Annotated in this window: 26 protein-coding genes and 1 riboswitch; of the genes, 5 read left to right on the top strand and 21 right to left on the bottom strand. The window is 35.1% G+C overall.

Going from position 1 to position 25768, the window contains the following annotated elements; all coding sequences use genetic code 11:
• Nucleotides 1-26: 26 nt before the first annotated feature.
• The 17 genes from WH267_RS02960 to WH267_RS02880 all read right to left on the bottom strand — a co-directional run bounded on the left by WH267_RS02960 (nucleotide 27) and on the right by WH267_RS02880 (nucleotide 16671).
• Nucleotides 27-584, bottom strand: coding sequence for a hypothetical protein (locus WH267_RS02960; RefSeq protein ID WP_340005531.1), 558 nt, complete (start codon nucleotides 582-584; stop codon nucleotides 27-29).
• 74 nt (nucleotides 585-658) lie between these two features.
• Nucleotides 659-1216: a hypothetical protein gene (locus tag WH267_RS02955; RefSeq protein ID WP_340005528.1), complete on the bottom strand. Its 558-nt coding sequence runs from the start codon at nucleotides 1214-1216 to the stop codon at nucleotides 659-661.
• 191 nt (nucleotides 1217-1407) lie between these two features.
• Nucleotides 1408-1755 carry a leucine-rich repeat domain-containing protein gene (locus tag WH267_RS02950; protein WP_340005526.1) on the bottom strand — a complete coding sequence of 116 codons (348 nt, stop codon included), beginning with the start codon at nucleotides 1753-1755 and terminating at the stop codon, nucleotides 1408-1410.
• A 66-nt stretch (nucleotides 1756-1821) separates the two neighbouring features.
• Nucleotides 1822-2355: a hypothetical protein gene (locus tag WH267_RS02945; RefSeq protein WP_340005524.1), complete on the bottom strand. Its 534-nt coding sequence runs from the start codon at nucleotides 2353-2355 to the stop codon at nucleotides 1822-1824.
• Nucleotides 2356-2426: 71 nt separating this feature from the next.
• The gene (locus tag WH267_RS02940) at nucleotides 2427-2684 is read right to left on the bottom strand and encodes a hypothetical protein (protein ID WP_115970679.1); all 258 of its coding nucleotides are present in this window, start codon (nucleotides 2682-2684) and stop codon (nucleotides 2427-2429) included.
• Nucleotides 2685-2730: 46 nt separating this feature from the next.
• A complete protein-coding gene (locus tag WH267_RS02935) occupies nucleotides 2731-3375 on the bottom strand; it encodes a hypothetical protein (RefSeq protein ID WP_340005520.1) in 645 nt (214 codons plus the stop codon).
• Nucleotides 3376-3897: 522 nt separating this feature from the next.
• Nucleotides 3898-4404 carry a hypothetical protein gene (locus WH267_RS02930; protein WP_340005518.1) on the bottom strand — a complete coding sequence of 169 codons (507 nt, stop codon included), beginning with the start codon at nucleotides 4402-4404 and terminating at the stop codon, nucleotides 3898-3900.
• A gap of 346 nt (nucleotides 4405-4750) precedes the next feature.
• A complete protein-coding gene (locus tag WH267_RS02925) occupies nucleotides 4751-9523 on the bottom strand; it encodes an RCC1 domain-containing protein (protein ID WP_340005516.1) in 4773 nt (1590 codons plus the stop codon).
• A 19-nt stretch (nucleotides 9524-9542) separates the two neighbouring features.
• On the bottom strand, nucleotides 9543-10718 hold the full coding sequence (locus WH267_RS02920; RefSeq protein ID WP_340005514.1) for a hypothetical protein: 1176 nt from the start codon (nucleotides 10716-10718) through the stop codon (nucleotides 9543-9545).
• A gap of 641 nt (nucleotides 10719-11359) precedes the next feature.
• Complete coding sequence (locus tag WH267_RS02915) at nucleotides 11360-12220, bottom strand: DUF4240 domain-containing protein (RefSeq protein ID WP_340005511.1); 861 nt, start codon at nucleotides 12218-12220, stop codon at nucleotides 11360-11362.
• 126 nt (nucleotides 12221-12346) lie between these two features.
• A complete protein-coding gene (locus WH267_RS02910; RefSeq protein ID WP_340005509.1) occupies nucleotides 12347-13165 on the bottom strand; it encodes a hypothetical protein in 819 nt (272 codons plus the stop codon).
• Between the two features lie 63 nt (nucleotides 13166-13228).
• Nucleotides 13229-13882, bottom strand: a complete 654-nt coding sequence (locus tag WH267_RS02905; RefSeq protein ID WP_340005507.1) for an ankyrin repeat domain-containing protein — start codon at nucleotides 13880-13882, stop codon at nucleotides 13229-13231.
• Between the two features lie 438 nt (nucleotides 13883-14320).
• Nucleotides 14321-14959 (bottom strand): hypothetical protein, encoded by a 639-nt coding sequence (locus WH267_RS02900; protein ID WP_340005506.1) that lies wholly within the window; start codon nucleotides 14957-14959, stop codon nucleotides 14321-14323.
• A 54-nt stretch (nucleotides 14960-15013) separates the two neighbouring features.
• The gene (locus WH267_RS02895; RefSeq protein ID WP_340005504.1) at nucleotides 15014-15499 is read right to left on the bottom strand and encodes a hypothetical protein; all 486 of its coding nucleotides are present in this window, start codon (nucleotides 15497-15499) and stop codon (nucleotides 15014-15016) included.
• A complete protein-coding gene (locus WH267_RS02890; RefSeq protein WP_340005502.1) occupies nucleotides 15471-15647 on the bottom strand; it encodes a hypothetical protein in 177 nt (58 codons plus the stop codon). Before WH267_RS02890 ends, WH267_RS02895 begins: the two co-directional genes overlap by 29 nt.
• A 143-nt stretch (nucleotides 15648-15790) precedes the next feature.
• Nucleotides 15791-16084: a hypothetical protein gene (locus WH267_RS02885; RefSeq protein WP_340005500.1), complete on the bottom strand. Its 294-nt coding sequence runs from the start codon at nucleotides 16082-16084 to the stop codon at nucleotides 15791-15793.
• Nucleotides 16085-16203: 119 nt separating this feature from the next.
• Nucleotides 16204-16671: a hypothetical protein gene (locus WH267_RS02880; RefSeq protein ID WP_340005498.1), complete on the bottom strand. Its 468-nt coding sequence runs from the start codon at nucleotides 16669-16671 to the stop codon at nucleotides 16204-16206.
• Between the two features lie 403 nt (nucleotides 16672-17074).
• Here WH267_RS02880 and WH267_RS02875 point away from each other — a divergent pair, with 403 nt between their 5' ends.
• On the top strand, nucleotides 17075-17485 hold the full coding sequence (locus tag WH267_RS02875) for a RidA family protein (protein WP_340005496.1): 411 nt from the start codon (nucleotides 17075-17077) through the stop codon (nucleotides 17483-17485).
• Between the two features lie 141 nt (nucleotides 17486-17626).
• Here the strand turns inward: WH267_RS02875 and WH267_RS02870 are convergent, their stop codons facing one another.
• The 4 genes from WH267_RS02870 to WH267_RS02855 form a co-directional block, all read right to left on the bottom strand.
• Nucleotides 17627-17896, bottom strand: a complete 270-nt coding sequence (locus WH267_RS02870) for a hypothetical protein (protein WP_340005495.1) — start codon at nucleotides 17894-17896, stop codon at nucleotides 17627-17629.
• Nucleotides 17897-17996: 100 nt separating this feature from the next.
• Nucleotides 17997-18491 carry a hypothetical protein gene (locus WH267_RS02865; protein ID WP_340005493.1) on the bottom strand — a complete coding sequence of 165 codons (495 nt, stop codon included), beginning with the start codon at nucleotides 18489-18491 and terminating at the stop codon, nucleotides 17997-17999.
• A 172-nt stretch (nucleotides 18492-18663) separates the two neighbouring features.
• A complete protein-coding gene (locus WH267_RS02860) occupies nucleotides 18664-19389 on the bottom strand; it encodes a DUF6796 family protein (RefSeq protein ID WP_340005491.1) in 726 nt (241 codons plus the stop codon).
• Between the two features lie 42 nt (nucleotides 19390-19431).
• Complete coding sequence (locus WH267_RS02855; RefSeq protein ID WP_340005489.1) at nucleotides 19432-20088, bottom strand: VOC family protein; 657 nt, start codon at nucleotides 20086-20088, stop codon at nucleotides 19432-19434.
• Between the two features lie 172 nt (nucleotides 20089-20260).
• On the opposite strand from WH267_RS02855, the gene WH267_RS02850 reads away from it, so the two are divergent.
• From WH267_RS02850 to WH267_RS02835, 4 genes are all read left to right on the top strand, one after another.
• On the top strand, nucleotides 20261-21259 hold the full coding sequence (locus WH267_RS02850; RefSeq protein WP_340005487.1) for a helix-turn-helix transcriptional regulator: 999 nt from the start codon (nucleotides 20261-20263) through the stop codon (nucleotides 21257-21259).
• A 335-nt stretch (nucleotides 21260-21594) separates the two neighbouring features.
• Nucleotides 21595-21789: riboswitch (cobalamin riboswitch) on the top strand.
• 441 nt (nucleotides 21790-22230) lie between these two features.
• Nucleotides 22231-23139 (top strand): methylisocitrate lyase, encoded by a 909-nt coding sequence (prpB, locus tag WH267_RS02845; protein ID WP_123318497.1) that lies wholly within the window; start codon nucleotides 22231-22233, stop codon nucleotides 23137-23139.
• Nucleotides 23126-24280 carry a bifunctional 2-methylcitrate synthase/citrate synthase gene (gene prpC / locus WH267_RS02840; protein ID WP_340005485.1) on the top strand — a complete coding sequence of 385 codons (1155 nt, stop codon included), beginning with the start codon at nucleotides 23126-23128 and terminating at the stop codon, nucleotides 24278-24280. Before prpB ends, prpC begins: the two co-directional genes overlap by 14 nt.
• Before the next feature lie 36 nt (nucleotides 24281-24316).
• Nucleotides 24317-25768 (top strand): bifunctional 2-methylcitrate dehydratase/aconitate hydratase, encoded by a 1452-nt coding sequence (locus tag WH267_RS02835; protein ID WP_340005483.1) that lies wholly within the window; start codon nucleotides 24317-24319, stop codon nucleotides 25766-25768.

Genomic DNA, 25768 nt, shown 5'->3' with positions numbered 1-25768 from the left:
CTATAGCCTTCCCGCCTGTAAAACATCTATTCTGTAAACTTATACTCATACTTTGCAGGAATATTTCCGGAAAAGATTTCTTCTATGATGTCAATTTCATGATAATCTGCCTGGTAATAATCTGTGGTTTGTGTAGCTGCGATTACTTTAATCCGTTTGTTTATTTCTGCAAACACTTTTTTTAACTCTTTCTCATAAGCCTTTTCAAAAACATTTTCCCTCACATAAAAAATAACAGCTTCTATATTTTTGTTATCAAAAGATCGAAAATCTACCGATGTAAGATAACCAAGTTCTTGCTTATCTTCATCATATCCCCAATGCATTTCGTATTCATAACTTCCACCTGTAGGATTTCCTTTAAATTCCGTTAATATTTTTAAGGCATCTTCCAATGTTTCTGCTTCCACAGTTTTTGAGTCATCAAAATCACTCTCAGGATCTGTATCTTCAAAGTAAAATCTGGAATAGCCATAAGCGAGCGTGAAATTGTTTTCCCGCATCACTTCATCTACTATATTGACAATATCTTTAGTAAGTGTTTTTTCTATAACAAGAATGGTATTTGTTGTAAAGTGTGACATGGTTGTCGTGATTTATTATTAATTTACTTTATTCAAAAGGCTTTCGAAGAACAGCCTTCCTATGCGCAAAATATTTATTCTGTAAACTTATACTCATACTTTGCAGGAATATTTCCGGAAAGGATTTCTTCTATGATGTCAATTTCATGATAATCTGCCTGGTAATAATCTGTGGTTTGTGTAGCTGCAATCACTTTAATCCGTTTGTTTATTTCTGCAAACACTTTTTTTAACTCTTTCTCATAAGCCTTTTCAAAAATATCATCGCTCACATACAAAATAACCGCTTCAATATTTTTATTATCAAACGATAGAAAAGCCACAAGTATTTCATAGCCTAATTTTTGTCCATGCTCATTGTATCCCCAATGCATATTGTAACTATAACTTCCTCCTGTAGGGTGTCCTTTAAATTCTTCAAACATTTTTAGAGCTTCTTCCAATGTTTCTATTAGTATTGTTTTGGAGTCGTCAACATCGCTCTCAGGGTCTGTATCTTCAAAATGAAAGAAAGAAGAACTATGAGCGAGCGTGAAATTGTTTTCCAGCATCACTTCATCTACTATATTGACAATATCTTTGGTAAGTATTTTTTCTATGACAAGAATGGTATCTTTTGTAAAGTGTGACATGGTTGTAGTTATTTATTATTGACTTACTTTATTCAATAAGCTTTCGCAGGGCAATGGAATTTAAAAGTTCTGTGACTGCTTGTTTTATCTTCCAATTATTCAACATCTGAAATTGGTATCACTTCCAGTTCAAGCTGGGTTAACTTTTTCAGTTTCTCCAATCCTTTTATCTTCTTGATTTTATTATTGGCTTAATAAAGACTGGTCAATTGCTTTAGTTTCTTTACTCCTTTTATTTCCCTAATATAATTTTTAGATAAATAAAGTCTTTTTAATTTTTTTAGTTTTTTCAGCCCTTTTATCTCTGTAATTCCATTATTGGATACATTCAGAACTTCAAGTTTTGGAAAGTCATTCATATCTGGAATTGATCCTAGATAATGATTAGCGATGTTCAAACCAATCACTTCCCGATCTTCATTCAAAAGATATAGATCTGAGTATCTTCTATTGCTAACGATTTCAATCAGATATTCTGTTTCTTTCAATTTAATCCCGTGTAATTTTTCAAATTTTATAATGCTTTTAGGCTTCTTCATAGTTTCAAATTCTTTAATGACATCTTGTAATACAAATGAGTGTGATAAAAAAACAGCATCCCTGAATTACCAGATTCTGCTGTCAATGGTAAAAGAATTATTCATTATATGTTCTTTTATTTTTTCTAAATTTTCTTCCATACTGATATAATTTCTAGAAGCATGACCTACATCTCCTACAATGTATTCATATTCTATCAATTGAGATATTTTCAATATAAGTTCTGTCTTCTTATCAGTACCATCAAATGCCAGATCTTTATCACTAAAAGAAATCACAAAACCATGAAGATATTGATCATCCCATGTCAAATAATTGATTCCTATTTGAAGTCTAAAATCAGGATGTCTATACGAAAGCAGTCCCAGCCCCTTCCACGAACAGATCAGATCCACTACCTGCTCATCCGTTGTTGATTCATCCAATTCTACATAATCCTTTTCTTCCTCGTTTCGGGTATCGTTAAACACTATTATTTCATCTTCATCTTTTTCCAACAAAACATCTATGGATTTTAACTTTTCATTAAAGTCCATTATAAATGATTTAGGATCTTTTTTTTCTTTTAACAGGATTAATGTTTCATCAAAATTGCTCATTTTTCCATCTCTTTTTTATACTCTATGATCACTACACAAAAAAATAACTTTTGCTGTTATTATTGTACAGGTCAAATTATTTCCTGATCGATAATCTTCATGATTTCCTTTGCTCTGGCTTCATCTATAAACTCACCCGGCGTTGGATCCGGATAGTAGCTATATGCACCCTTGTAAGAATGCCATTCTCCGTTATAGTATTCTTCGCCTTGTTGGCCTTTATTTTTATAGGTTACCACTCTTATTAAGGAGTAATCTTCCTTATTGTCTATAATATCTCTTTCAAAGTGATAAAATAAAACCGATTCTATGGTATCTTTCTCATTCATCTTTTAAGTAAATTTATTTTTTTGAAGGTTGGTATTTTAAGTGATTTTAATCCTTTTTTCCTATTTTTCCTGCTTCTTCCATATTGTATGTAATCCGGTTATCAAGGGTTATTAAGGAGATAAAAACATCCTTATATTCATTGAAAGTATTCCTGTCATAATGAACGAGTACCGGAAATAACTGACTGGCCTGATAATACCTTTCATTTTGTAAAGCGTTTTGTATAGCCTCTTCTATTTCTTTTAAAAGGGGTCTGCAGTTTTTCTTTAACAAAAAGTTTTTCAGATCAGATTCAAAGAATTGATCTCCATAACTATTTAAAAATTTTCTGATGTAAGGGTATAATTCCTGCTCGCTTTTACCATTTAAGGTTGCAATATGCAATGCATCAGCAATTACGTCGTACACATTATCTTCTCCATGAAGTCTATGAGGCTCAAACTCTTCTTTATCAGCCCATTTTTCATTGATGAACCGGTCAAGCGTTTCAAATCCTTCCGGTATAGGCCACGCAAGTAAAATAAGCATAGCCTGGTAGGCAATATATTGATAATCATGATGAAGAAGCCATTTTAATTCTTCTACCCTTTCAGGATCTTTTTTCTCAAGGAGCTGTACTTCTCTTAAGTCATATCCTTCTTCTCCTTCTGCATTATAGTAATACAGCAGCTTCTGGATTTCTTTATTCATTTAATTAAAATTTCATTGATTATTTCAATGTTTTTTTCTACGCTTTCAGCTTATTGAAGGTTATCCTCTCAATTTAAAATTTTTCACCTCCAGGTATCTTGAATGAGGTTCCTACGAAGGATAAAACCAACTCACAGTCTTCTTCATAAAGCCTGGTAGGGAATTCAGACCGTTGAAAGGCAGTATACTGTATGAAAGTATTGGTAATTCAATCAAGGTTGTTCAGGACTATTCATTCAAGTAAAAAAATCAGTCTGATTGAATGATGATAGTCTGCTCTCCCTATGGGTAACTTCCACATTTAAATTCTGAAGATTGATTTTCAGCAGTAAAAATATTGACGTCCTCCCAGACATCATATGAAATATAATAATTTTAATCGGTTATTAATTTTGATTTATTCAAAAGTATTGATTATTTTTTTCATGGTATATCATTTAAAATAAAAGAGTAACCTATTTTTGAAATGATAAGTTTTTTGAAAGAAAAAGCAAAAACTCTAATTTAAGTTTCGCTTTTTTATTATTCCAAATTTTTCAAATATTCAAAATTTTCTAAATCTTCAGTATACCCAACTTTTAATAAATCTTCTTTTATATTTTTTAGAAATTTATGCCACTCAGATATAAAGACATCAGTAGTAACGGTTATCGGAAAATTAACCTCTCTCACATGTTCTACGAATAAATCTGTTTCTCTATGTTTCAGTCCGGCAGAAAACCATGTAGGAGTAATCGTAATTGAATTTTCTTCTTTTTTGAAATTCCAATATACGGTAAAACCACTGCTTAAAAAACTCGTTAGAAATTCACTATTATTTTCATTCAAACATTTAAGCATACGTATAATGTCATTGTACATACCTGCTATATCTCCTCTTTTATCTAAATGAATAAGGTAATTCCCAAAAGTTATAATTACATTTTCGTCATCATTAGGGTATATGGACCAAATTGCTTCACTTACTGAAATATCTTCTATGTCTATTTTACCTAATTTTTTTGTTACTTTAAATTCTATTTTGAACATCGTATTATAATTTTATAATATTTCCTCCGTTGTAGGTCATTTCAGCATTCAGAACGCCTGTATTAAGGCACTTTTCGCAGTATTTCACAATGGCATCATCTTCTTCACGCCAATCTACCCAAAAGATCTGTTGATTATTAAGTGCATTCAGGTCTTCAAAGTTTTCTGTTTTCGATGTATTTCTTTAGTGTATCTATTTTGTTCATTCTATGATTTTTAATAATTAAATATACAATTTATAAAAATGTCAGGATGTATAAAAATAGCGCCACTTACAAATAAGTGACGCTATGTTAAAAGATTTCAAACGTAAAGAAATCTTAGCTGTTACATTAAAGCTTAATGCCTATCGCTTGATAACTTTTACTGTTTTTACAAAGTCATTTACGGCATTTATCTTAACTAAATAAACTCCTGATACGAATCCGGAAGCATCAATTGTTCCTTTCGTATCATTAATTGCTTTTGTAAGTATCAACTGTCCTGCAGCATTGTAAACCGTTACAAAAAGAATCTTCTGATCATAAGAGACCGTCAGGATATCCTGTACCGGGTTAGGATAGACTTTCAGCTGATCTGCTTTTGTTGGAGCTTCCTGAACGGCTAAAGTACTTGTAGGACAACCAATAGGCACAAAAATTGGTTTTTGAATATTAGTACCATCTCCTAGCTGACCATGGTTATTAAGGCCACAGCCTGATAAAAATCCATTGGTATCTATTACAAGCCTATTATACATGTTGGCTGAAACATTTTTTCTATTGGTAGCTGTTCCTATCTGAGTTGGAGCCCATCTATCCTCTTTAGTTCCATCACCTAATTGGCCATTCTGGTTATTACCCCAAGCCCATAGTGTTCCGTTTGTTTTGATTCCTACTGAAGAATGGTAACGGTTAGCTTTAATACTCTTCCAATCTGTTGCGGTACCAATTTGTATTGGAGTAATTTTCGAAACTGCAGTACCATCTCCTAATTGTCCAAAAATATTATTACCCCAGGCCCAAAAAGTACCATCTGTTTTTACAGCTACCGTATGGCTAAGACCACCCTCAACATTTTTCCAATTCGTATCGGTGCCTATCTGAATTGGTGCCTTTTTATTGATTTTAGTTCCATCTCCCAGTTCTCCTTCATTATTTTTCCCCCAGCTCCATAATGTTCCATTTGTTTTAATAGCAAGAGAATGAGATGAACCGGTAGCAACAATTTGCCAATCATTTTCTGTTCCGATTTGGATAGGTATGTCTTTCTTTATAAGGGTACCATCACCTAATTGGCCATAATAGTTATACCCCCATGCCCATAGTGTTCCATTTGATTTTATGGCAAGTACATAATCATCTCCTGCAGCAATATTTACCCAATCTGTAGCTGTTCCTACTTGTGTTGGAATATTTTTATTAACATTCGTTCCATCACCTAATTGGCCATAGTAGTTGTCTCCCCATGTCCATAGTGTTCCGTCTGCTTTAATTGCTACTGAATAATAGTTTCCTGTCCATATTTTCGCCCAATCATTTGAAACTCCGATTTGGATTGGAGTATTTTTATTAGTGGTCGTTCCATCTCCGAGCTGTCCATAATTATTATTACCCCATGCCCATAGCGTTCCGTCTGTTTTGATCCCTACTGAATGATAACCACCAGTAACTACATTTTCCCAACAGCCTGTTGCAGAAGTAGGAAGTGTAGTAAAAGAACCACCCTGGATCCAATTAACCTGGCTGTATCCACAACTAGATGCCACCCACCAATAGTAAGTGGTATTAGGTAGTAAATTGGTTAGATTGGCTGTCGTATTAGAAGTATTTCCCTCTATTCCCCCAACAACTGGGTTTGTACTATAAAGATATGAATAGCCACCACTAGGAATAGGACCTTCTCCCATCCAGCTAAGGGTAGCTGTTGTAGAAGTGATATTAGAAGACTGCAATTGGCCTGGAGGGTTGCAAGTTATAGGACAAGCAACAGGAATAAAAATCTTCCTGTCAATCAATGTACCATCTCCTAGCTGACCAAAGAAATTGGCTCCACAGGCTGATAAAAGTCCATCATTACTTAGAATAAGTCGATTAAGTCTCTTTGCTGAAATGATCTTTCTGTCAGTACCTGTTCCTATTTGAGTTGGGCTCCATTTATCAACTTTAGTTCCATCACCTAATTGTCCATAATAATTACCGCCCCATGCCCAGAAGGTACCATTTGTTTTAATTCCCGCTGAGGATTCGGATTTGTCTGCAGTAACAGTCTTCCAATCAGTAGCCGTTCCTATTTGGATTGGAGTATTTCTACTGGTAGTAGTTCCATCTCCCAATTGGCCACTATCATTCAGTCCCCATGCCCATAGTGTTCCATTTGTTTTTAATGCAACAGTATGACGCCATCCTCCGCCAGCACTTTTCCAATCAGTTGCAGTACCTATTTGTACCGGAGTATTTCTATTTATTTGGGTTCCATCTCCCAGCTGGCTTTTATCATTAAGTCCCCAAGTCCACAATGTTCCATCTGTTTTGATTGCAATATTATGATACTGTCCACTGACAACACTCTGCCAGTTATTGTCTGTTCCAATTTGTGTTGGGATTATTTTTTGAACGGTAGTTCCATCTCCCAGCTGACCATCACTATTATTCCCCCAGGCCCAAAGGGTACCGTTAGACTTTAAAGCTACTGTATGAACAAAACCACCTGTGACACTTACCCAGTCTGTTTCAGTTCCTATTTGCGTTGGAACAATTTTACTAATTTTAGTGCCATCACCAAATTCACCTTGTGAATTTGTTCCCCAAGCCCAAAGAGTTCCGTTTGATTTTATGGCGAATGTTGTGTTTTCTCCAGTACCAATAATTGCCCAGTCTTTGTCTGCGCCAATTTGGTTTGGAGTAGCTCTATCGGTTCTGGTTCCATCTCCTAGCTGTCCAGAATTGTTACCTCCCCAAGTCCACAATGTTCCATCCGTCTTGATCCCTATTGAATGAATATCTCCTGCTACCACTGTTTTCCAGCATCCTGTAGAGGTTGCAGGAAGTGTGGTAAAGGATCCTCCGGATATCCAACTCCCTTTATTGGATCCGCAATGAGATGCCACCCACCAATAATAAGTGGTATTAGGTAATAAATTAGATAAATTGGCCGTCGAAGAAGAAGTAGTGGATCCATCTATACCTCCAACAATTGGATTCGTACTATAAAAATACAAATACCCTCCATTGGGAGCTGGCGTTGATCCTACCCAGTTAATAGTAGCCGCTGAAGAAGTAATGTTGGTTGTTGAAAATTGTGTTGGAGGAGCACAGTTTGAAGGACACTCAATAGAAGTAAAGGTACTTTTATGAGCAATTGTTCCGTCTCCTAATTCTCCCGAAGCATTTCGCCCACAAACTCTTAAAGCACCACTTGTATTTGTCTCAAGAATATGGAAAGATCCTGCAGAAATCAATTTACTTGCGGACAAAGAACCTACCTGTGCAGGTGATTTAGATCCTGAGCTTTGTCCTAGTACTCCATATGCAGCTGATCCCCAACTCCAAAGAGTACCATCTGTTTTATTTGCAAAAGTAAAATTACCTCCAGCAGATATATTTTGCCAATTGGACGCCGTTCCGATTTGTGTAGGAGTATTTTTATAAACATTGGTCCCATCACCTACCTGTCCAGAATCATTATGGCCCCATGCCCAAAGGGTACCGTCTGTTTTAAGTGCTACAGAATGCAGACTCCCAACATCTATACTTTGCCAATTCGTATCTGCCCCAATTTGTGTGGGTATATATTTGCCACTTGTAGTTCCATCACCCAGCTGGCCAGTAGTATTATATCCCCATGCCCAAAGCGTGCCATTTGTCTTAATGGCAAGAGTATGTGATAAACCTGTTTGTACACTTTGCCAATTCGTTGCTGTTCCTATTTGTGTAGGTACAGTTTTATTTGAGATTGTTCCATCTCCCAACTGCCCGTAATAATTCTGTCCCCAGCCCCAAAGGGTACCATCTGTTTTGATCGCAATTGAGGAATAAACTCCAGCACTAACACTTTGCCAGTTTGTTCCTGTTCCTATTTGAGTTGGAGTAAATCTATTCATTTTAGTTCCATCCCCTAATTGGCTATACTCATTTTTACCCCATACCCATAAAGTTCCATCTGCTTTGATCGCTAAGGTATAAGAACCTCCAGCAGCTACTTTCAGCCAATTATTGGCAGTTCCTATTTGAACAGGAACGTTTGTTGAAATTGAAGTTCCATCTCCCAATTGTCCATACTGATTACTACCCCAAGCCCATAGTGTTCCATCGCTTTTTATTCCTACAGAATGCTCACCTCCTGCACTCAGACTTTGCCAGCAGCCTGTAGGTATTGGAGTTTCTACATTAATAACATTTTTAAAGGCAGGCCCCCAAACACCTGTATTGTCTTTAATACGGATATTAAACACATGCAGGCCACTAGATGGCAAAGTAATTCCTGTTTTGATCAGTTGCTCATAAGTACTGTCAAAATTCCCATCAGCAGCTAATACTGGTGTACCGTTTCCTGCTCCAGGATCATTGTCCCAAAAATATTCAGCCTGAGAAAGAGCTATGATATTTGATGTTACAGGTTGCTGAACATTAATAACATTGGTAAAAACAGGTCCCCAAACCCCAGCATTGTCTTTGATACGGACAGAGAACTTGTGTAATCCGTTGCCTGGTGTAACGATGTCTGTCTTGATCAGTTGTTCGAAAACACTATTGAAGTTCCCATCTGCAGCTAATACCGGTGTACCGTTTCCTGCTCCAGGATCATTGTCCCAAAAATATTCAGCCTGAGAAATCGCTATAATATTTGATATTACAGGTTGCTGAACATTAATAACATTGGTAAAAACGGGTCCCCAAGTACCTGTATTGTCTTTTATACGGACAGAGAATTTATGCAAGCCGTTACCTGGCGTAACAATGTCTGTCTTGATCAGTTGTTCGAAAACACTGTTGAAGCTCCCGTCAGCAGCCAATACCTGAGTACCGTTTCCTGTTCCCGGATCGGTATCCCAAAAATATTCGGCCTGGCTTACGTATACTTGTGCCGGGCACAGTATGACCATAAGCAGAGCAATTATACTATAGATATAATTCTTCATATTGTTATATCATTAAGAATTATTTAGAAAAACCGGATCCGTTAATATTCAAAGTACCACCGCTAATAGATCTTGGAGTAACTAAATAGTTTACCTGAGGTTTAGCACCGCTGTCTGTTGGCCAGTAATTAGCCCAGCTGTTTGAACCGCCATGGTGCCCTGCGTCGTTTCTGGTTAAATCTAAATCGGTGTAACTTACATCGGGGTTTCCTGCATTTACGTTCATACCCGTTACAGTATATGTTGTATCGTCAAAGTTCATATTCACAGATCCTGAATTATTGTTTTGGTTGATATTACCTTGTGTAACAAATGAGTTTGTAAATACATTATAGCTTGCAGTTACTGTAGCATTATTGTTATTGCTTATGCAGACATTCGTTACTCCTGCTACAAAAGAAGCAGCGTTGTTCATGATAGCAATATTTCCAGTGTTTCCATTATTTAAATTAATAAAAAACGGAGCTACATCACCACCATAGGGATCATAGATCGTGTTATTAGTGATTTCGTTGTTACTGCCAGTTTTAATAGCATACACAAATACACCGCGGCAAAAATTATTATAAAGTTTAAAATTATAGTTTGATTGCGCATGCGATATTCCAAAACTTGCGGCATTGCCATAAATCTCAATATCTGACGTTGCAAGGCTGGTATCTGCCGTATTTGAGTTTGCGTAAATCGACTGTGCTTTATTAGCTGTAACTCTTCCGTGAGAAAAGCTTATTTCCCCCGATACTGTAGAGCCGGAAATGTTGGTAGTAGTATTGGCTTGATTAGTAATAACCTTATTTAAATAACAATTGTAAAGATTTATGGTAGTTCTTCCTCCGGTTGTAGGTCCACTTGCCACAACATTGTAAATGGTAAAGTTTCCTGAGCTTAAATTACTAATGGTCACCACTCTTCCTGCAGCCGGATTGATGGTAATGGTTCCCTGAATAAAATATTTGTTATAATTCGTTTCGGAAACAAAGGTTAACGATTTGTTGATGGTCAGGTTTTCTACGTAAGCCGTTCCATTTGTTTTGGGCTGAATGATGATTCTGTCTCCATCTGAAGCTGCAGTGATCGCTGCACTTACCGTAGAATAAGCTCCACCAGTTCCGCCATTTCTAACATATAAATCGGCTGCAAAAGCCATAGTGCTTGATAAGCCTGCGAAGGCAATGATTAGTAGTTTTTTTGTCATAATAGTATAAAAATTAGTTGGTTTAATATTAAATTATAGTCTTTGTTTTTTTAACATTTCTTTAGAGCAAAGCACCAGCAATTTTTAGTTTGTCATTTGCTAAGCATAAAGATTAATGCATAAGAGTTTTAATCAATGAATAAGCATTGATTTTGATAGTTTTTTTGTTGAGTAAATAGTAATACATCATAAATGACATAAGGTTCCTCCAATCATTGATATGACTTGTTGCTTTTGGGGAAACTCTGAGGATCCAATATTGTTTTAGATCACTGGAAAACAATTAGTTTGATGTATTGATAAAAATAAATACAGTGTAGTATAGTTCATTCATGGTATAATTAGTTTTCAGGTTTAGTTTTTAGTTTTTTCAGAAAACAACATTATCATTTACAATAATTTTATGTTGTTGACTGCAAAAGTATATTTTTATTATGGATCATGAAATAGATAATGAAAAAATTAATAATAATTCACTATGAATATAACATAACCGCTATTTATCAAGATTTCCTATGTCCTGTTTGTTTCTGTTTTTGTAGTGATCTGTTTTTGGTTGTAGCAGATATACATAAAAAAAGAGCAGACATCTGAGATGCCTGCCCTTTTTTATGTTTAGATTGTATTGATTCAGAGCTAATTTATGTACTCCTTAATTCACCTATTTCTTTTACCAGTTTCGGGTACATCTTTTGGAGATCAACACCATTCTTCGGTTCACGGTTCATATTGCGATTCATGCTGTCATAATGATTTTCCGGATAAAGCTCGTCAACGGTGTCTCTTATTTCTGATTCATCTTCATTGTCATGGTTTTCTGAATATGCCTCATCAGATACATATAATAACCCTTCTGCCCAACAATCCCCAATATTAAAGCTATATTTCCCGCTGACAAATGCCTGTATATCTTGCTTAATATCTTGAAAAAACTCTTTTCCTTTTAGTAGTAGCCAACAACGGAAATAAATGAATCCGTCATCAGAAAGATATCCGTCAAAAATATAGTTTCCATTTTCAGTTTTGAAATCAGATTCAAGGATGATGGAAAGTTCAGCAATTTCAGCAGTATAAAGTTCACTCAGTTTTTCCTGAAGGGTCTTTTCAAAAAGGATCAGTCTTTCTTTTCCGAATCTGGAAAGATAGACTGTTAAATTCTCCAGATGTTCATCTATATCATATTCGCTCCAGTGGGCTTTTTTGTATTTATTGGATTTTTCGATGGCTTCCCAGAAATAAATATCTGCTTTTTCAGTTTCGGAAAGTTCTGTTTTCTGCGGGATTTTATCATTTTCAAGGATTTCGGTGTATCCTTTTTTGATTTTCTGTCCAATCAGTTTTTCAGACTCTTTGGTACACTCTACTTCATCTTCAAATTCTTTAATGGTTTCTCGGCCCTGGGTTCCCGTTTTTCCAAACACTATTTTCTGTGTTTTCCCCAAATATTCGATATTCCAAAACTTATCAGAGACTCCATTTTGATTGATAAAATTCCTTTTCATAAAGTATATACAATGTGATTGATCTATTTAAAAGGTTAAACTACGAAAAAAATAAGGAATCCGGCCATTTTAGTCCGCTTTAGTTTCCTCATGATATTGTGGTCTTCCTGATTTAGGCAGAGTGATTTATGTTGTTTCTTTTTTATCTTCCAGATATCTCTTGTAATGAGTTTCATCCAAAACAACCTGTATTTCCTCAAATGCTTTATACTTATGCTCTTCTGGTAACAAATCATAGATGTCTTCATAATAAACTACTTCATTTCCGAATAGGATTCCCTGTTCGGAAAAATTTTCATATCCCAGCTTTTCAAAATCGAAATCTGTGGCACCATACTCAAAGCACAGTATGATAAAATCTCTCAAAAAACTATTGAATCTTGGGGTATTTAAATACGCTGTTTCTGAATTATCTACACCGAAAATTGCGTTTCTATTTGATAATACTTCAAAAAAAGTATCTGCCTCAAATGTGATATAAAAATAATTTTTAAAGAATAATAAGGTAACCGGCTCTGCATAAGTACTATTGTCATTGTTACATACAACATCATGATAGGTTATTAACAGATCTGCATTTACAATTTCCTCTAATTGAATGATTGAATCTCTTTGAGTGTATATATGAGAATGATATAATAGCTTTTTGTTATGCGCATAAAGCTTATTAATTCTGAAAACGGCCCAATCCTCAGTATATGTAGTTTGGTCTGTTCTGATAAGATGTAATACATCTTCCTTAAGACAATCGCTCACTTTAATATTATGGGGCAATAAAATACCATATTTATTAGCCAACAGAACATATTGACATATAAAATTGGCCTCATTTTCTTCCAAATATCGTTTGGCTTTTTCGGTGTTCCAATTTATAGTATAAGCAGAAACATCAAAATCCATTTCTTTCCAGTAATCGCTTGTATTATTTATTTTATGATCACTCATCGTTAATAGTATCTGCGGTTATCCTTTCGTCTATCTTTAGTTAATTTGAAAATTCCAATATTTTCACTTTGCTTTATATTTCTCAATAAGATCAAAAATCTGTTTTTTAAGGTCCTCATCTATATCTTTCGGAATATTTTCAATGGTTAAATACCCTTCTCCATCATTTACAAAAGGGTCAGCTTTGTATTGCAAAAGTAGTTCTGTCATTTCTAAATTTCCATAATGAAAGGCCAATCCCAAAGGTGTTTTTGCATGAAAGGTTCCCGATCGATTAATAAAATCATTATTTGAATAAGGCAATATTAATTTTATGAGCTCCAGATTGTTATCTAAAGCAGCCCTTGTTAAAGGTGTATCTCTCTCTTCCCCAACAAGATGTACATCAGCTCCATTTTCCAAAAGTAACTTCAGTACTTTTGGATTTTTTAAAGAAATTGCCTGAAAAACAGGAGCGTTGTATGCTTCATAACAGTAATTTACGTCAGCTCCATTTTCAATTAAAAATTCTAACATCTGCAGATATGTATTTTCTCCATCCTCGACTCCTTCGTATTCCTCGTCTTCAATTTCATCTATGATATAATTGATAAGGCTCTCATTAGAAACTGGGTGTTCAATGATGGTTTTCGCATCACCTCCATTATGTATCCATTTTTTTAAAGCTTCAATATCTTTATTTAATATTATGTTTATGATTTCATCATGATTTGCCATAGCTTTTGTTTTTTTAATTCTTATTAAATTAACCTCTTTTAAATATAATGTTTAGCACTTATATACAATTTTACACCATTGTCATTGACTACGTTGAATCTTCGGTTTCTGACGAAGGAAGAATCTCATACGTGGCTTAGATTCTTCATTTCACTTCGTTACATTCAGAGGTCCAGTACTTCTAAATTTGTTAAACTTTCTAAGCCTTCAATTTCTTCTACATGATGTGCCAGTTTGAAAGCGGCATATGCTAACTCATCACGTAGTTCATAGTTATCAAAACATACTCTATGCAAAAAAGCTTTATTAAAGTTTTTTAAATCAGGGAATTCATCACTGTCTATATAAGGAGTAAAAAAAGCCTATTCTCTTCTTTCTATTGGCTTAGTACAGATTTCGCATTTTGTTTTATTTTCAAAAAAGAAATATGACATATTTTTATTTATTTCCTATAGTTTGGGTAAAAATAATATTTCCTTCTCCGTCTCTTTTTCTACTAATCTGATATAAGTCGCGATCATCAAAATAAGAGATTATTTTTTCTTTTATAAACCCAGGCACCTTCATATTCTTTTCCAAATCTTCAGTACGGGTTTTACTGATTGTTTCGTATCCTCTTATTTCCTCTGAATCATTCAGTTCGTTTATATATTTTGCCTCCTGCTCATACAGTTCATATTCTTCTTCGGTAATAAAAAAAACAGTATTTTTATATCCATAATAAGTTTCTGTATCTGAAGGAGTTGGGTTTTTAGGTTCAGGCTCTAATATTCTTACCTGCCCTGCCCATTCATTATAAGGCAAAACAATATAAGACTCTGTAAGAAGTAATACTTTACATATATCTTCAGCGGATTGTATCAAACGATAATCTATATAAGGAGGCCATAATTTATCAATATTTCCAATTCCTGGTAAGAATAAAATTTCCGGAAAATGAAGCCCTAACGTTAGCTTGAAAATACCCTGCATTTTTTCTTGCCCAAATTCTTCTGCATAGAAATGCAAATCATCCTGTTCATTTGTACTATCTGAATAATACACAATATAATTAAACTCTTTTCTATAATTTTTCATATTGTAAGAAACTTAACCCCTTTATAAAAAAATTAACCTATTCTAACTAATGTATTAAAATCCATCAAAAACAATATTATCGTTTTCATCCTTTATTCTTTCTATAGAGTGGAGATCATGCTTATCAAAACAAGAAATAATCTTCTCTTTTATGAATACAGGAATTTTCATACGCTTTTCCAGATCCTCTGTTCGGGTATAACTTATAATTAAATATTCTTTTTCTTCTTCTAAAGTATTTAGTTCCCGTATTTCTTTTACCTCTTGTTTATAAATTTCATATTCCTGTTCACTAATAAAAAAAATAAAACTTTTAGATTTAGATATCATTTCTTTTTTAGGCTGAATTAAAGAATTTTTAATATCAGGTTCTAAAATTTTCACTTGTCCTGCCCACTCATTGCAAGGTATAACAATGTAAGACTCTAGAAATAGTATTCCTTTATATATATCTTCTGCCTGTTGATTAATATCATTATTCTCTATAGGAGACCAAAAATCTTGTACATTTTCAATTTTTGGTAATTGGCAATAATACATCAATATCCTTTAAATCAATTTCATTTAAATATAATGTTTTAATGTTTCCATCTTCATCAACATCATAATAGTTTTCCCAAATATGTTCATTTGAAGGAATAATTTGAGTGTTAAACTCTTTTTCCAGTTTTTTTATAAAGTCTGTCATGGTTCTGGTTTCTGTTTTTAGTATGAAAATTTCGCAGTGTTACCTGCTTCAGACCCATACTACTTAAAGTTTCCGGCTAATTTATCATTAAAAAAATAAAAGCCATTTGATTTCTTTATAAAGGATTTCTATCCTAAAATATTTTAATTCTCTTTTAATTTCAATATTATATTTTGATCTTTAAAATCTAATAATTCCTTATTAAAAACGCCATTATAAGAAAAAGATCTGTTTTTGGTTTCTATATCACCAGATTTAATGAGTGGTTGATTTTCATTCTCAAATTCAATTGTATCAAAATAAACATCATTAATAAAAATATCCCATTTTGATTTACCTATAATAAAATGATTAATGTCTCCCAACTCACCAGTGAAAAATGTTTTACCAAAAGACATATTAAAAATGCCATTTAATTTTAAAATTTCTGTTCTCATTTATTTATCCTTTTTAAGCTATTTCAAAGGCATGACCATCATCCGGATACCATTCAAAAATAGAATAAGTAATCACCGTAGTGGGTTTCCGGAGTTATACATTTACCTATAATTTGTTACTATTTTAAATCATGAAAGTTCAAAGAGTATGAAAAATAAGCATCGCCATCTTCATCAAGAATAAAAAATGTAACGATGTTATTTTGAAAATAAACCATACAAGGCATATTTGAATGTAAATAATTTTGTTCTCCCTCCGGATGTATGAATTCATTATTTTCATATTTAAAATTTACATACATAGCCGAAGAATAGTTCAACATAGAAGGTAACATTTTATTATGTTGCAGTTGATTAAAAGTACCCTTAGAGATAACAGTATAATCGCATCTGGTTAATTCTGTATAAGGAAATTCCTCTTCTGCAAAAAATGGAAGTTCATCGTCTATAAGTTCTTTTATTAATGCGCTAACTGTCTTTAAAGAATGATCTCCCAACAAATATTGATCAATCAATGCCTGTGTATCATTGTAATAAAATCCTGATTTAGATTTATTTAAATCTATTTGTGTTATCCCTATGGCCATTTTAGTTTTATTCCGGCAATTTAGGAATTCCCCATGTAAATTTGGCTAAATTCGAAACTTAACATGCTGACTCAAGCATCATCTACACAAATTTTCAGGCTTTACCGTCGTCTGCCTCACCGGAGAACTGTATAAATGACCGATATCTCTATTGCTTTATCTTTATACCTGTTGAGAAAGCAATCACCTTATGAATTATACTATTGAATTCTCTCAACATATGTAAACGTTTTGAAAAATGATTGAGGTTACCTTTGCTTCATCAATGTAAACCTTATCAATCATGATTCATTCTAAAAACATCCTATATAAAGGAAAGCTTCTTCTGGCTTCATTTATTTTTATATTGCTATTTTCAAGCTGTTCACAAGCTAACAATGATACAACCAACAAACAAAAAAATATGACAAATATCGAGTCTAAAAACCCGGAAACTCTATTTGATCCTACTCCTTATGCTTTTTCGCACGCCACAAGCGGTATAGGAAACGGAAAATATGTATTTATATCAGGACAAAGTGGTGGTGAAGACCTGCATCATCATCTTTCTGAAGACTTTAGACAACAAGTTCAGTTCGCGCTGAAAAATCTGGAGACGGTTCTTAAAGAATATCATTTGAAACCTGACGATATCCTTAAAATCACAGTATTGATTGTTGACCACGATCAGGAGAAACTCAAAATATGGACAGAAGAAATGCATAAAGTATGGAAAAACAATAAGTTTCCTGCCAGCACCTTAATTCCTGTTCCAAAATTAGCGTTGGATGGCATGATGATAGAAGTGGATGCTATTGCTTTTATGCCTTTGTAAATAATAGTCTTACCAGGCCTAGGAGTTGTTTGAATTTAAAACCATGTAATCAATTTTCATTGAGAAAACGGCAGTCCCTGCCTCCTTAGTTTGGAGAGCAGGGATTGATTTATAAACTTATCTTCAGCCCGCTTATATATTTTATACTTTAAAAGTGTAAGTCAAAGCGAAATACAACATAAAAAAACAGATCAATGTATAAATGCCATTAGTGATCATCAATACAGCTCCCAATTTCGTTTTTCTTGATGCAATGGCTAGTATCAAAGCTACAATGACAACCCCAACAATCAGGAACATAACAGCATTTTCCCAATCATGAGTAAACAATACCTCATCATACTTCATGAGTATCACTAATAAAATAATATGAGTAAGGGTAGCAAACAGGCTTAATTTTGATGTAGACATATGTATATTTTGTAAGCAAAGAAAGTGACATTTCAGTTTTTCATTGTCAGAATATCAAATATATTACATTCTGTTTCATCAACTGTATTTTTCAGGAACATTACCTATATAATTCGTTATAATGGTTTATAATATCACGAATGCTTTTCCATGCAGGATCATCATAGGCATTCATTTTAGAAATATCGCCTGCACTCATTGTGACGATAATCTTCGTGTCAATTCCGTCTACAGGCTGTACACTTTTTCCTTCTTTTACTGCCCGGAATAGTTTCTGATCAATTGTAGCAACCAGTTTCTTCCAGTCCTCAGGTTTCACTTCTCTGCTGTACGTCAGATTTTCGGCTTCATTAGCTGCTACCGTACGACGGTAATGAATAGAATCTTTATCAATTAAAGTGCTGGAAGAAAACCCCAGTCCTCCACCGGCAGAGATCATTTTTACGGATTGAATGGTTTCAGTATGTACCATAATATTGTCATCTGTTTTGCCCTTATTTTCTTTACAGGAAACAAACACCAACAATATAATAATCAATAGCTTGCCTAAAATATAATACTTCGTTTTAATCACTGACGGTATCTTCTTTTTCATATTATATTGATTTGGTAATCTCACGATTAATACATCTTAAAATAAACTAAACAATGAGACCATTCTTTAAAAGTATCATTAAAAATACAGAACGACAAGAAATAAAGGCATATACATAAAAATTGAGCCCTAAAAAGTGCCCAATTCATAGTGTAGTATATATAGATAGCTATTAGTTCTGTAGTTCTCTATTAAGTTTCTTTCTGAAAAGGATCAATAATGAGCCGAAGAATACCAGATAGGCAATATTGAATATCGCTCCCCCAACCCAGCCTGAATAAGGCAGTGGCAGCATTCCCTTTATTGGAATAATAAATAAGGTCAGCACAAATGGGGTCAATAAAGCCATCCATCTTGGAAGTAATGTTTTCTTCAAAAGGATACATACCGCAAATGAAATCCATCCGATAGCTAATACTCCAATGGCTGCTCCCCAGGCTATATTAAGCATTTTCATAAATTCTCGCCCCGTTTCTAAAAGGAATGGATGAGCCACCGGATCGGTATGATAGATTGCCTTATAGATTTCCCCCACATAAAAGAATCCGGCGTGGCCTAAAGGAGACAAAACAGCCCCTGCTAATAAAATCCAGTAAACAGCCACCGAATACCAGGTTTTGGTATCTTTAAAAAACTGGAAAACCAGCCAGCTTGCAGGAAGCAGTAGAGGTCCAGTGAGCGCTCCGATCAAAGCCCCAAACATCAGTCCCGGAGTGGTACCTTCCAACATCAAAGTTGCAAATCCTACATTTACCTGATCGGCATAAGTCTTTGAAAACAATGGATAATCTTCAGGATTAGGATCAAATCCTGCGACAAAAACATCACCGATGATCCAGCATACAGATACCATAATTGCGGCGGCAAAAGACCAGTTTATTTTACTTGAATAATTCATATTTCGTTCTTTAAATAATTTTTGATTCTAAGAAATCCGGGGTTATAATATATTTTCAATTTTCAAATCAGAATTGATGAATTCTACAGTCTGTAATCCTTTCCCTTGTATAAGCTCTAACCCTTCCTGATTGGTGAGCAAGCGGTTTAATACCTGAGTATTCAGACGATCGGTGCCTACCTTAATATTTTTCACTCCTACAATTCCGTTGGGATGATTAATTTCTTTGGGCCTGGGATTAGGAATATAAGCAGACATTAAAAAAGGAAAATCAATATCATCAGGCATCAGAAGTTCCCATTTAAGTTTATTTCCATCTCCATCTTTTCTTTTAGCCTTATGAAACCTGAACCCTGTATTTTCACTTTCGAAAAACTGTTTCTCTGAATTCAGGTTTTCCAATGCAGACTCCAGAGACCATTCACACCAGCCTTCCTCTATATCTTCCCATTGCCTCATCCGTTCTAAAACCGATTGATACCCAAAGACCTTCATCATCCATTTTATATAAACAGGAAGCCCGGAATTATGGTAAATTTCGATAAAAATGCCTTTCTCAAACCATATCAAAGCATTATAAGCCTTATCAGGGTATGCTCCATATTCAACAATAAAGCCTGCATCCTGTAGCTTTTTTACCGCAATATGTAAATCCTGCACCCGATACAATACATGACTTAGTTGTATATTATTCTTCATTTCTATTATTTTTTATTTGATCTTAATAGATAAAATCAAGCTTACTATTAAGAATCATTCTAAATAATTATTTATCTTTGTGCAAAACTAAGATGAAAATTGGGGCACACAGGTACGCAAAAGGGAGTAAAAAGTCCGCAAAAAGGAGAATTCTAATCATAATAAAATAATAATGGCATTACGGGTCTACGATGATAAAATTGGAGGAACATTGGTGGAAAGAAAATATCCCAATGCCTATTACCAGAACGATGGCGAAATCAGAGAGTGTATTACCCATCTGAAACCTCCTTATGGAAATGGTTTTTATCATGAGATCTGTTTTGAGAATGTTCACATTGGCTTCGGGAATGTTTCACTTGAAAATAAAGTATTACTGTACTTTGAGGCCGATTTCGAAAGTGTTGAAATGCATTTTTCATTAAAAGGAAAAAGCGCTGCTCTTTCAGAGAATTTCAACAATAAAGTTTGTTTTGAAAGTTATCAGCATAATATAATTTATGCCCATCAGATGAGTGGCCAGATGGAATTCGACGGTCATGAAATGCAGATCCTGGAAGTTAATTTAGCCCCGGATTTTTTTAAGAAATTCCTTCCTGAAGACTCTGAACTATTCAATACATTCAGAAATGCTATTGAGAAACAGCATTCATGTCTTATCAATCCGGACCATTGCCGGATCAGCCTGGAAATGTACCAGGTTCTGAACGACATCATTCACTGCGACAGAAAAGGTATTTTTAAAAGAATCTACCTTGAAGCCAAGGTGGCTGAACTTCTTCTTTTACAACTGGAACAGCTTTTTAATACTACTTCTTCCACCTCATCACTTCTTAAAAAAGATGAAGATAAAATTTATGCAGTGAGAGATTTTATCGTCAATAACCTTAATGAAAACTGTTCATTAATAGACCTTGCCCATCAGGTAGGAACCAATGAATTTACTTTAAAAAAGGGATTTAAAGAGCTTTTCGGAACTACCGTATTCGGCTTCTGGAATGATATAAAGATGGAACATGCAAAAAAAATGCTTATAGAAGGAGATCTAAGTATTAATGAAATTTCTGAGGTGATTGGATATAAAAATTCCAGACATTTTTCAGCAGCATTTAAGAGAAAATATAACATCATTCCAAGCCAGTTTAAATACGGAAACGGAATCAGCCGCTAAATTTTTTCTTATATTTTAAATGCAGTATTTTAGAAATTAACTCCAATTTTGAAGCTTTGAACTTATTCAGTATTTTCCTTCTGTTTTTAAATATGAAAAGTTACTACAAAAACACACCTTTTATTTAAATCAATTTAAAATTCTATCTTATTTGTTAACAATTTGGTAATTAAAAACCCGGGCAAATTCCAGATATTATTTTAAAAACATCAAAAGATACATTTCGTAATCAAAACGTTATCAACAAATTACATTCAATTAATTATTGTTCGCATAAAATATTTTGTCGTTTTCATAAAATGTCTATATTTACCACCAAGGAGTTCTTAACACCTTCTTTATCAACCGAAATTGGTAACACTTAGCTGTGTATTAAAAGGGAATCGTGTGCAAATCACGAACTGTCGCGCAACTGTAAGTAACAACAAAAAGGTTTTTATCAAATTCATATCCACTGTATGCTCCGGTATATGGGAAGGATGATAAAAACCGTTACAAGTCAGGAGACCTGCCTATTTCGAATTGACGATGCTTTCGCGGTTTGAAGCTTATAGTCAGGTATGATACGGTATGGATAATGATATGATAAAATAGTTTATCAACTCGTATTATTTTTTGAGATAGATAATAGCAGAACAACAGGTTCTTCTATGAATCTACCGCTCATCCGTGTCACCTTTCCGTAATTTTTCTTTCTCACAAAGCATTGTGAAGTCTGCAGGAACTTTTTATAGCGTTTAATGCATGTAAAAAGTAAAAAATGTACCTAACCCATTTCGATAATTCCTACACACCCAACAGATCTGTCAAGATCCTGAAATGCTGTTTCCTAAAAAACACACAGATTTTCTGTCTGTTGGCAGCAAATCGAAGCGATACTCATTATTCTCTTTTTACTTCCCTGCAATTAAATCATGATCGCTATTCTTCTCTATCTGTAAACAAATTTCACCTAAACCATAAATATTACAATGACTAAAAATGAAAACTGGAAGTCTCCCGGTACTCAATTCCGGAAGGCTATGCAAAAAGAAAGTCCTCTTCAGATTGTCGGGGCCATCAATGCCAACCATGCATTATTGGCCAAACAAGCCGGCTTCAATGCCATTTATCTTTCAGGCGGCGGCGTTGCTGCCGGATCTTTAGGAATTCCTGATTTGGGAATTACCACGCTGGAAGATGTATTAATTGATATTCAAAGAATTACCAATGTCTGTGATTTACCTTTACTGGTAGATGTGGATACAGGATTTGGCCCATCAGCATTCAACGTCGCCAGAACTGTAAAATCATTGATTAAAGCAGGTGCAGCAGCTTTACATATCGAAGATCAGGTGGGAGCAAAACGTTGTGGACATCGTCCAGGAAAAGAACTCGTAACCAAAGAAGAGATGTCAGACAGGCTGAAGGCTGCTGCAGATGCCCGTACAGATGAAAGTTTTGTAATCGGAGCCAGAACGGATGCTTTTGCCAATGAAGGGCTGGAAAAAACTCTTGAAAGAGCCATTGCCTATAAGGAAGCCGGTGCTGATTTTATTTTTGCCGAAGCAGTTCCTGATCTAAGTTTTTATCAAAAATTCGTTGATGCAGCGGGAATCCCTGTATTGGCCAACATCACAGAGTTTGGAATGATTGATATGTATACGGTTGATGAATTAAAAGATGCAGGCGTAGGATTGATCCTTTACCCTCTTTCAGCTTTCCGTGCAGCCAATAAAGCGGCCCTGAATGTCTATGAACACATCCGCAAAGACGGAACCCAGGCCCATGTATTAGACACTATGCAGACCAGAGAAGAACTCTATCAAAGCATTGGATACCATGATTATGAACAAAAATTAGATAACCTTTTTAAACAAAATAGTAATGTCAACGAATAGCGAACCAACATTCAAGCCTAAGAAAAGCGTTGCCCTTTCTGGAGTAGCAGCAGGCAATACAGCGCTTTGCAGCGTAGGAAAAAGTGGAAATGATCTCCACTACAGAGGATATGACATCCTGGATCTGGCTGAAAAAGCGGAGTTTGAAGAAGTAGCTTACCTTTTGATCTATGGTCAGCTGCCTACCGGAGCTCAATTGAAAAATTACAAAGCTAAATTAAAGTCTTTAAGAGGGTTACCCCATTCTGTAAGAAATATTTTAAAGAGTATTCCGGCAGCGGCACATCCGATGGATGTAATGAGATCCATGGTATCCGCTATTGGCAGTATTCAACCGGAAAAAGACGATCATAATATTGCCGGAGCGAGGGATATTGCAGATAAATTACTGGCATCATTCAGTTCGGGTTTATTATACTGGTATCACTATACCCATAATGGAAAAGAGATTGATGTAGAAACAGATGACGATACGATTGGAGGGCATTTTCTTCATTTATTACATGGAAAAAAACCTTCTGATTCATGGGTAAGAGCCATGCAGATCTCGTTAAATCTTTACGCCGAACATGAATTTAACGCTTCTACATTCACTAGCCGTGTGATCGCAGGAACAGGTTCAGATATTTATTCAGCTATTACAGGAGCCATTGGTGCTTTAAGAGGTCCTAAACATGGTGGTGCCAATGAAGTGGCATTTGAAATCCAAAGCCGATACAATTCGCCAGATGAAGCGGAAGCAGATATCCGTCAGCGCATTGTCAACAAAGAAGTGATCATCGGATTCGGACATCCTGTTTACACAATTTCGGACCCAAGAAATGTGGTGATTAAAAAAGTAGCTAAAGAACTTTCTGAGGAAGCCGGAGATATGCTGTTGTATAATATCGCTGAAAGACTGGAAACCATCATGTGGGAAGAAAAGAAAATGTTTCCGAATCTGGATTGGTTCTCTGCGGTATCCTATCATCTAATGGGAGTACCTACCCTTATGTTTACTCCACTCTTCGTTATCTCCAGAGTTACAGGATGGAGCGCTCATATTATTGAACAGAGACAGGATGGAAAAATTATCCGCCCAAGTGCTAACTACACAGGTCCTGAAAATAAGGAATTCATCTCTCTACAAGACAGAAAATAAACATATCACAATTAATAACTAAATTATAAAATAAAGATGTCATCACACATTTCAAATGAAAGACCCCAACCGGATAAAGTATTAACAGATATTGCAGATTATGTATTGAACTATGAAATCAAAAATGATCTGGCCTGGAAAACAGCCCATTACTGTCTTCTGGACACCATCGGATGTGGACTGGAAGCATTAACTTACCCTGCATGTACAAAACTTTTAGGTCCTGTAGTAAAAGGAACTGTGGTTCCAAACGGGGCAAAAGTTCCGGGGACACAGTTTCAGCTGGATCCTGTTCAGGCAGCGTTCAATATTGGAGCCATTATCCGTTGGTTGGATTTCAATGATACATGGCTGGCTGCAGAATGGGGACATCCATCAGATAACCTCGGTGGAATTTTAGCCACAGCAGACTGGTTATCAAGAACCCATATTGCGGAAGGAAAAGCGCCTTTAAAAATGAAGCAGGTTTTGGAAGCCATGATTATGGCCCATGAAATTCAGGGAGTAATGGCATTGGAAAATTCTTTTAATAAAGTAGGTTTAGATCACGTATTATTAGTAAAACTGGCTTCTACCGCTGTTGTCGGAAAGCTTATCGGTTTAACCCGTGATGAGATCATCAATGCTGTATCATTGGCTTTTGTAGATGGGCAATCTTTAAGAACATACCGTCATGCACCTAATACAGGTTCCCGTAAATCCTGGGCTGCAGGAGATGCAACATCCAGAGCAGTACGTTTAGCACTGATTGCTAAAACAGGAGAAATGGGCTATCCATCGGTATTAACTGCAAAAACTTGGGGATTTTATGATGTTTCTTTCAAAGGAAATGAATTCAAATTCCAGAGAGACTACGGTTCTTATGTCATGGAAAATGTACTGTTTAAAATCTCATTTCCGGCAGAATTCCATTCTCAAACAGCTGTAGAAGCGGCAATGACTCTGCATACCACTCTGAAAGACCTTGGAAAAACTACAGATGATATCAAAAAAGTTACCATACGTACGCATGAAGCAGCCATCCGTATCATTGATAAGAAAGGACCTTTAAATAATCCGGCAGATCGCGATCACTGTATTCAGTACATGGTGGCTGTACCATTCATTTACGGCAGATTAACTGCGGCAGATTATGAAGATAATATAGCTTCAGATCCAAGAATTGATGTTCTGCGTGATAAAATCGAATGCATTGAAGACATACAGTTTACTGCAGATTACCATGATCCGGAAAAACGTTCTATCGCGAATGCCATGACTGTAGAACTGAATGACGGAACTATTCTTGACGAAGTTGTAGTAGAATACCCTATCGGACACCAACGAAGAAGAGACGAAGGAATTCCGGAACTGATTAAGAAATACAAAATTAATTTAGCCCGTATCTTCCCTGAAAAACAACAAAAAACAGTGTTGGAAAATTCATTGGATTATGAAACGCTGATCAACCTTAATGTCAATGAATTTGTTGATTTACTGATTATATAA

Origin of the sequence: Chryseobacterium sp. MYb328 (genome assembly GCF_037572595.1) — a bacterium.
In the GTDB taxonomy this organism is placed as follows: Bacteria; Bacteroidota; Bacteroidia; order Flavobacteriales; family Weeksellaceae; genus Chryseobacterium; species Chryseobacterium pennae.
The sequence above is the reverse complement of the archived record's forward strand: the minus strand, read 5'-3'. Positions and strand labels throughout refer to the sequence as shown.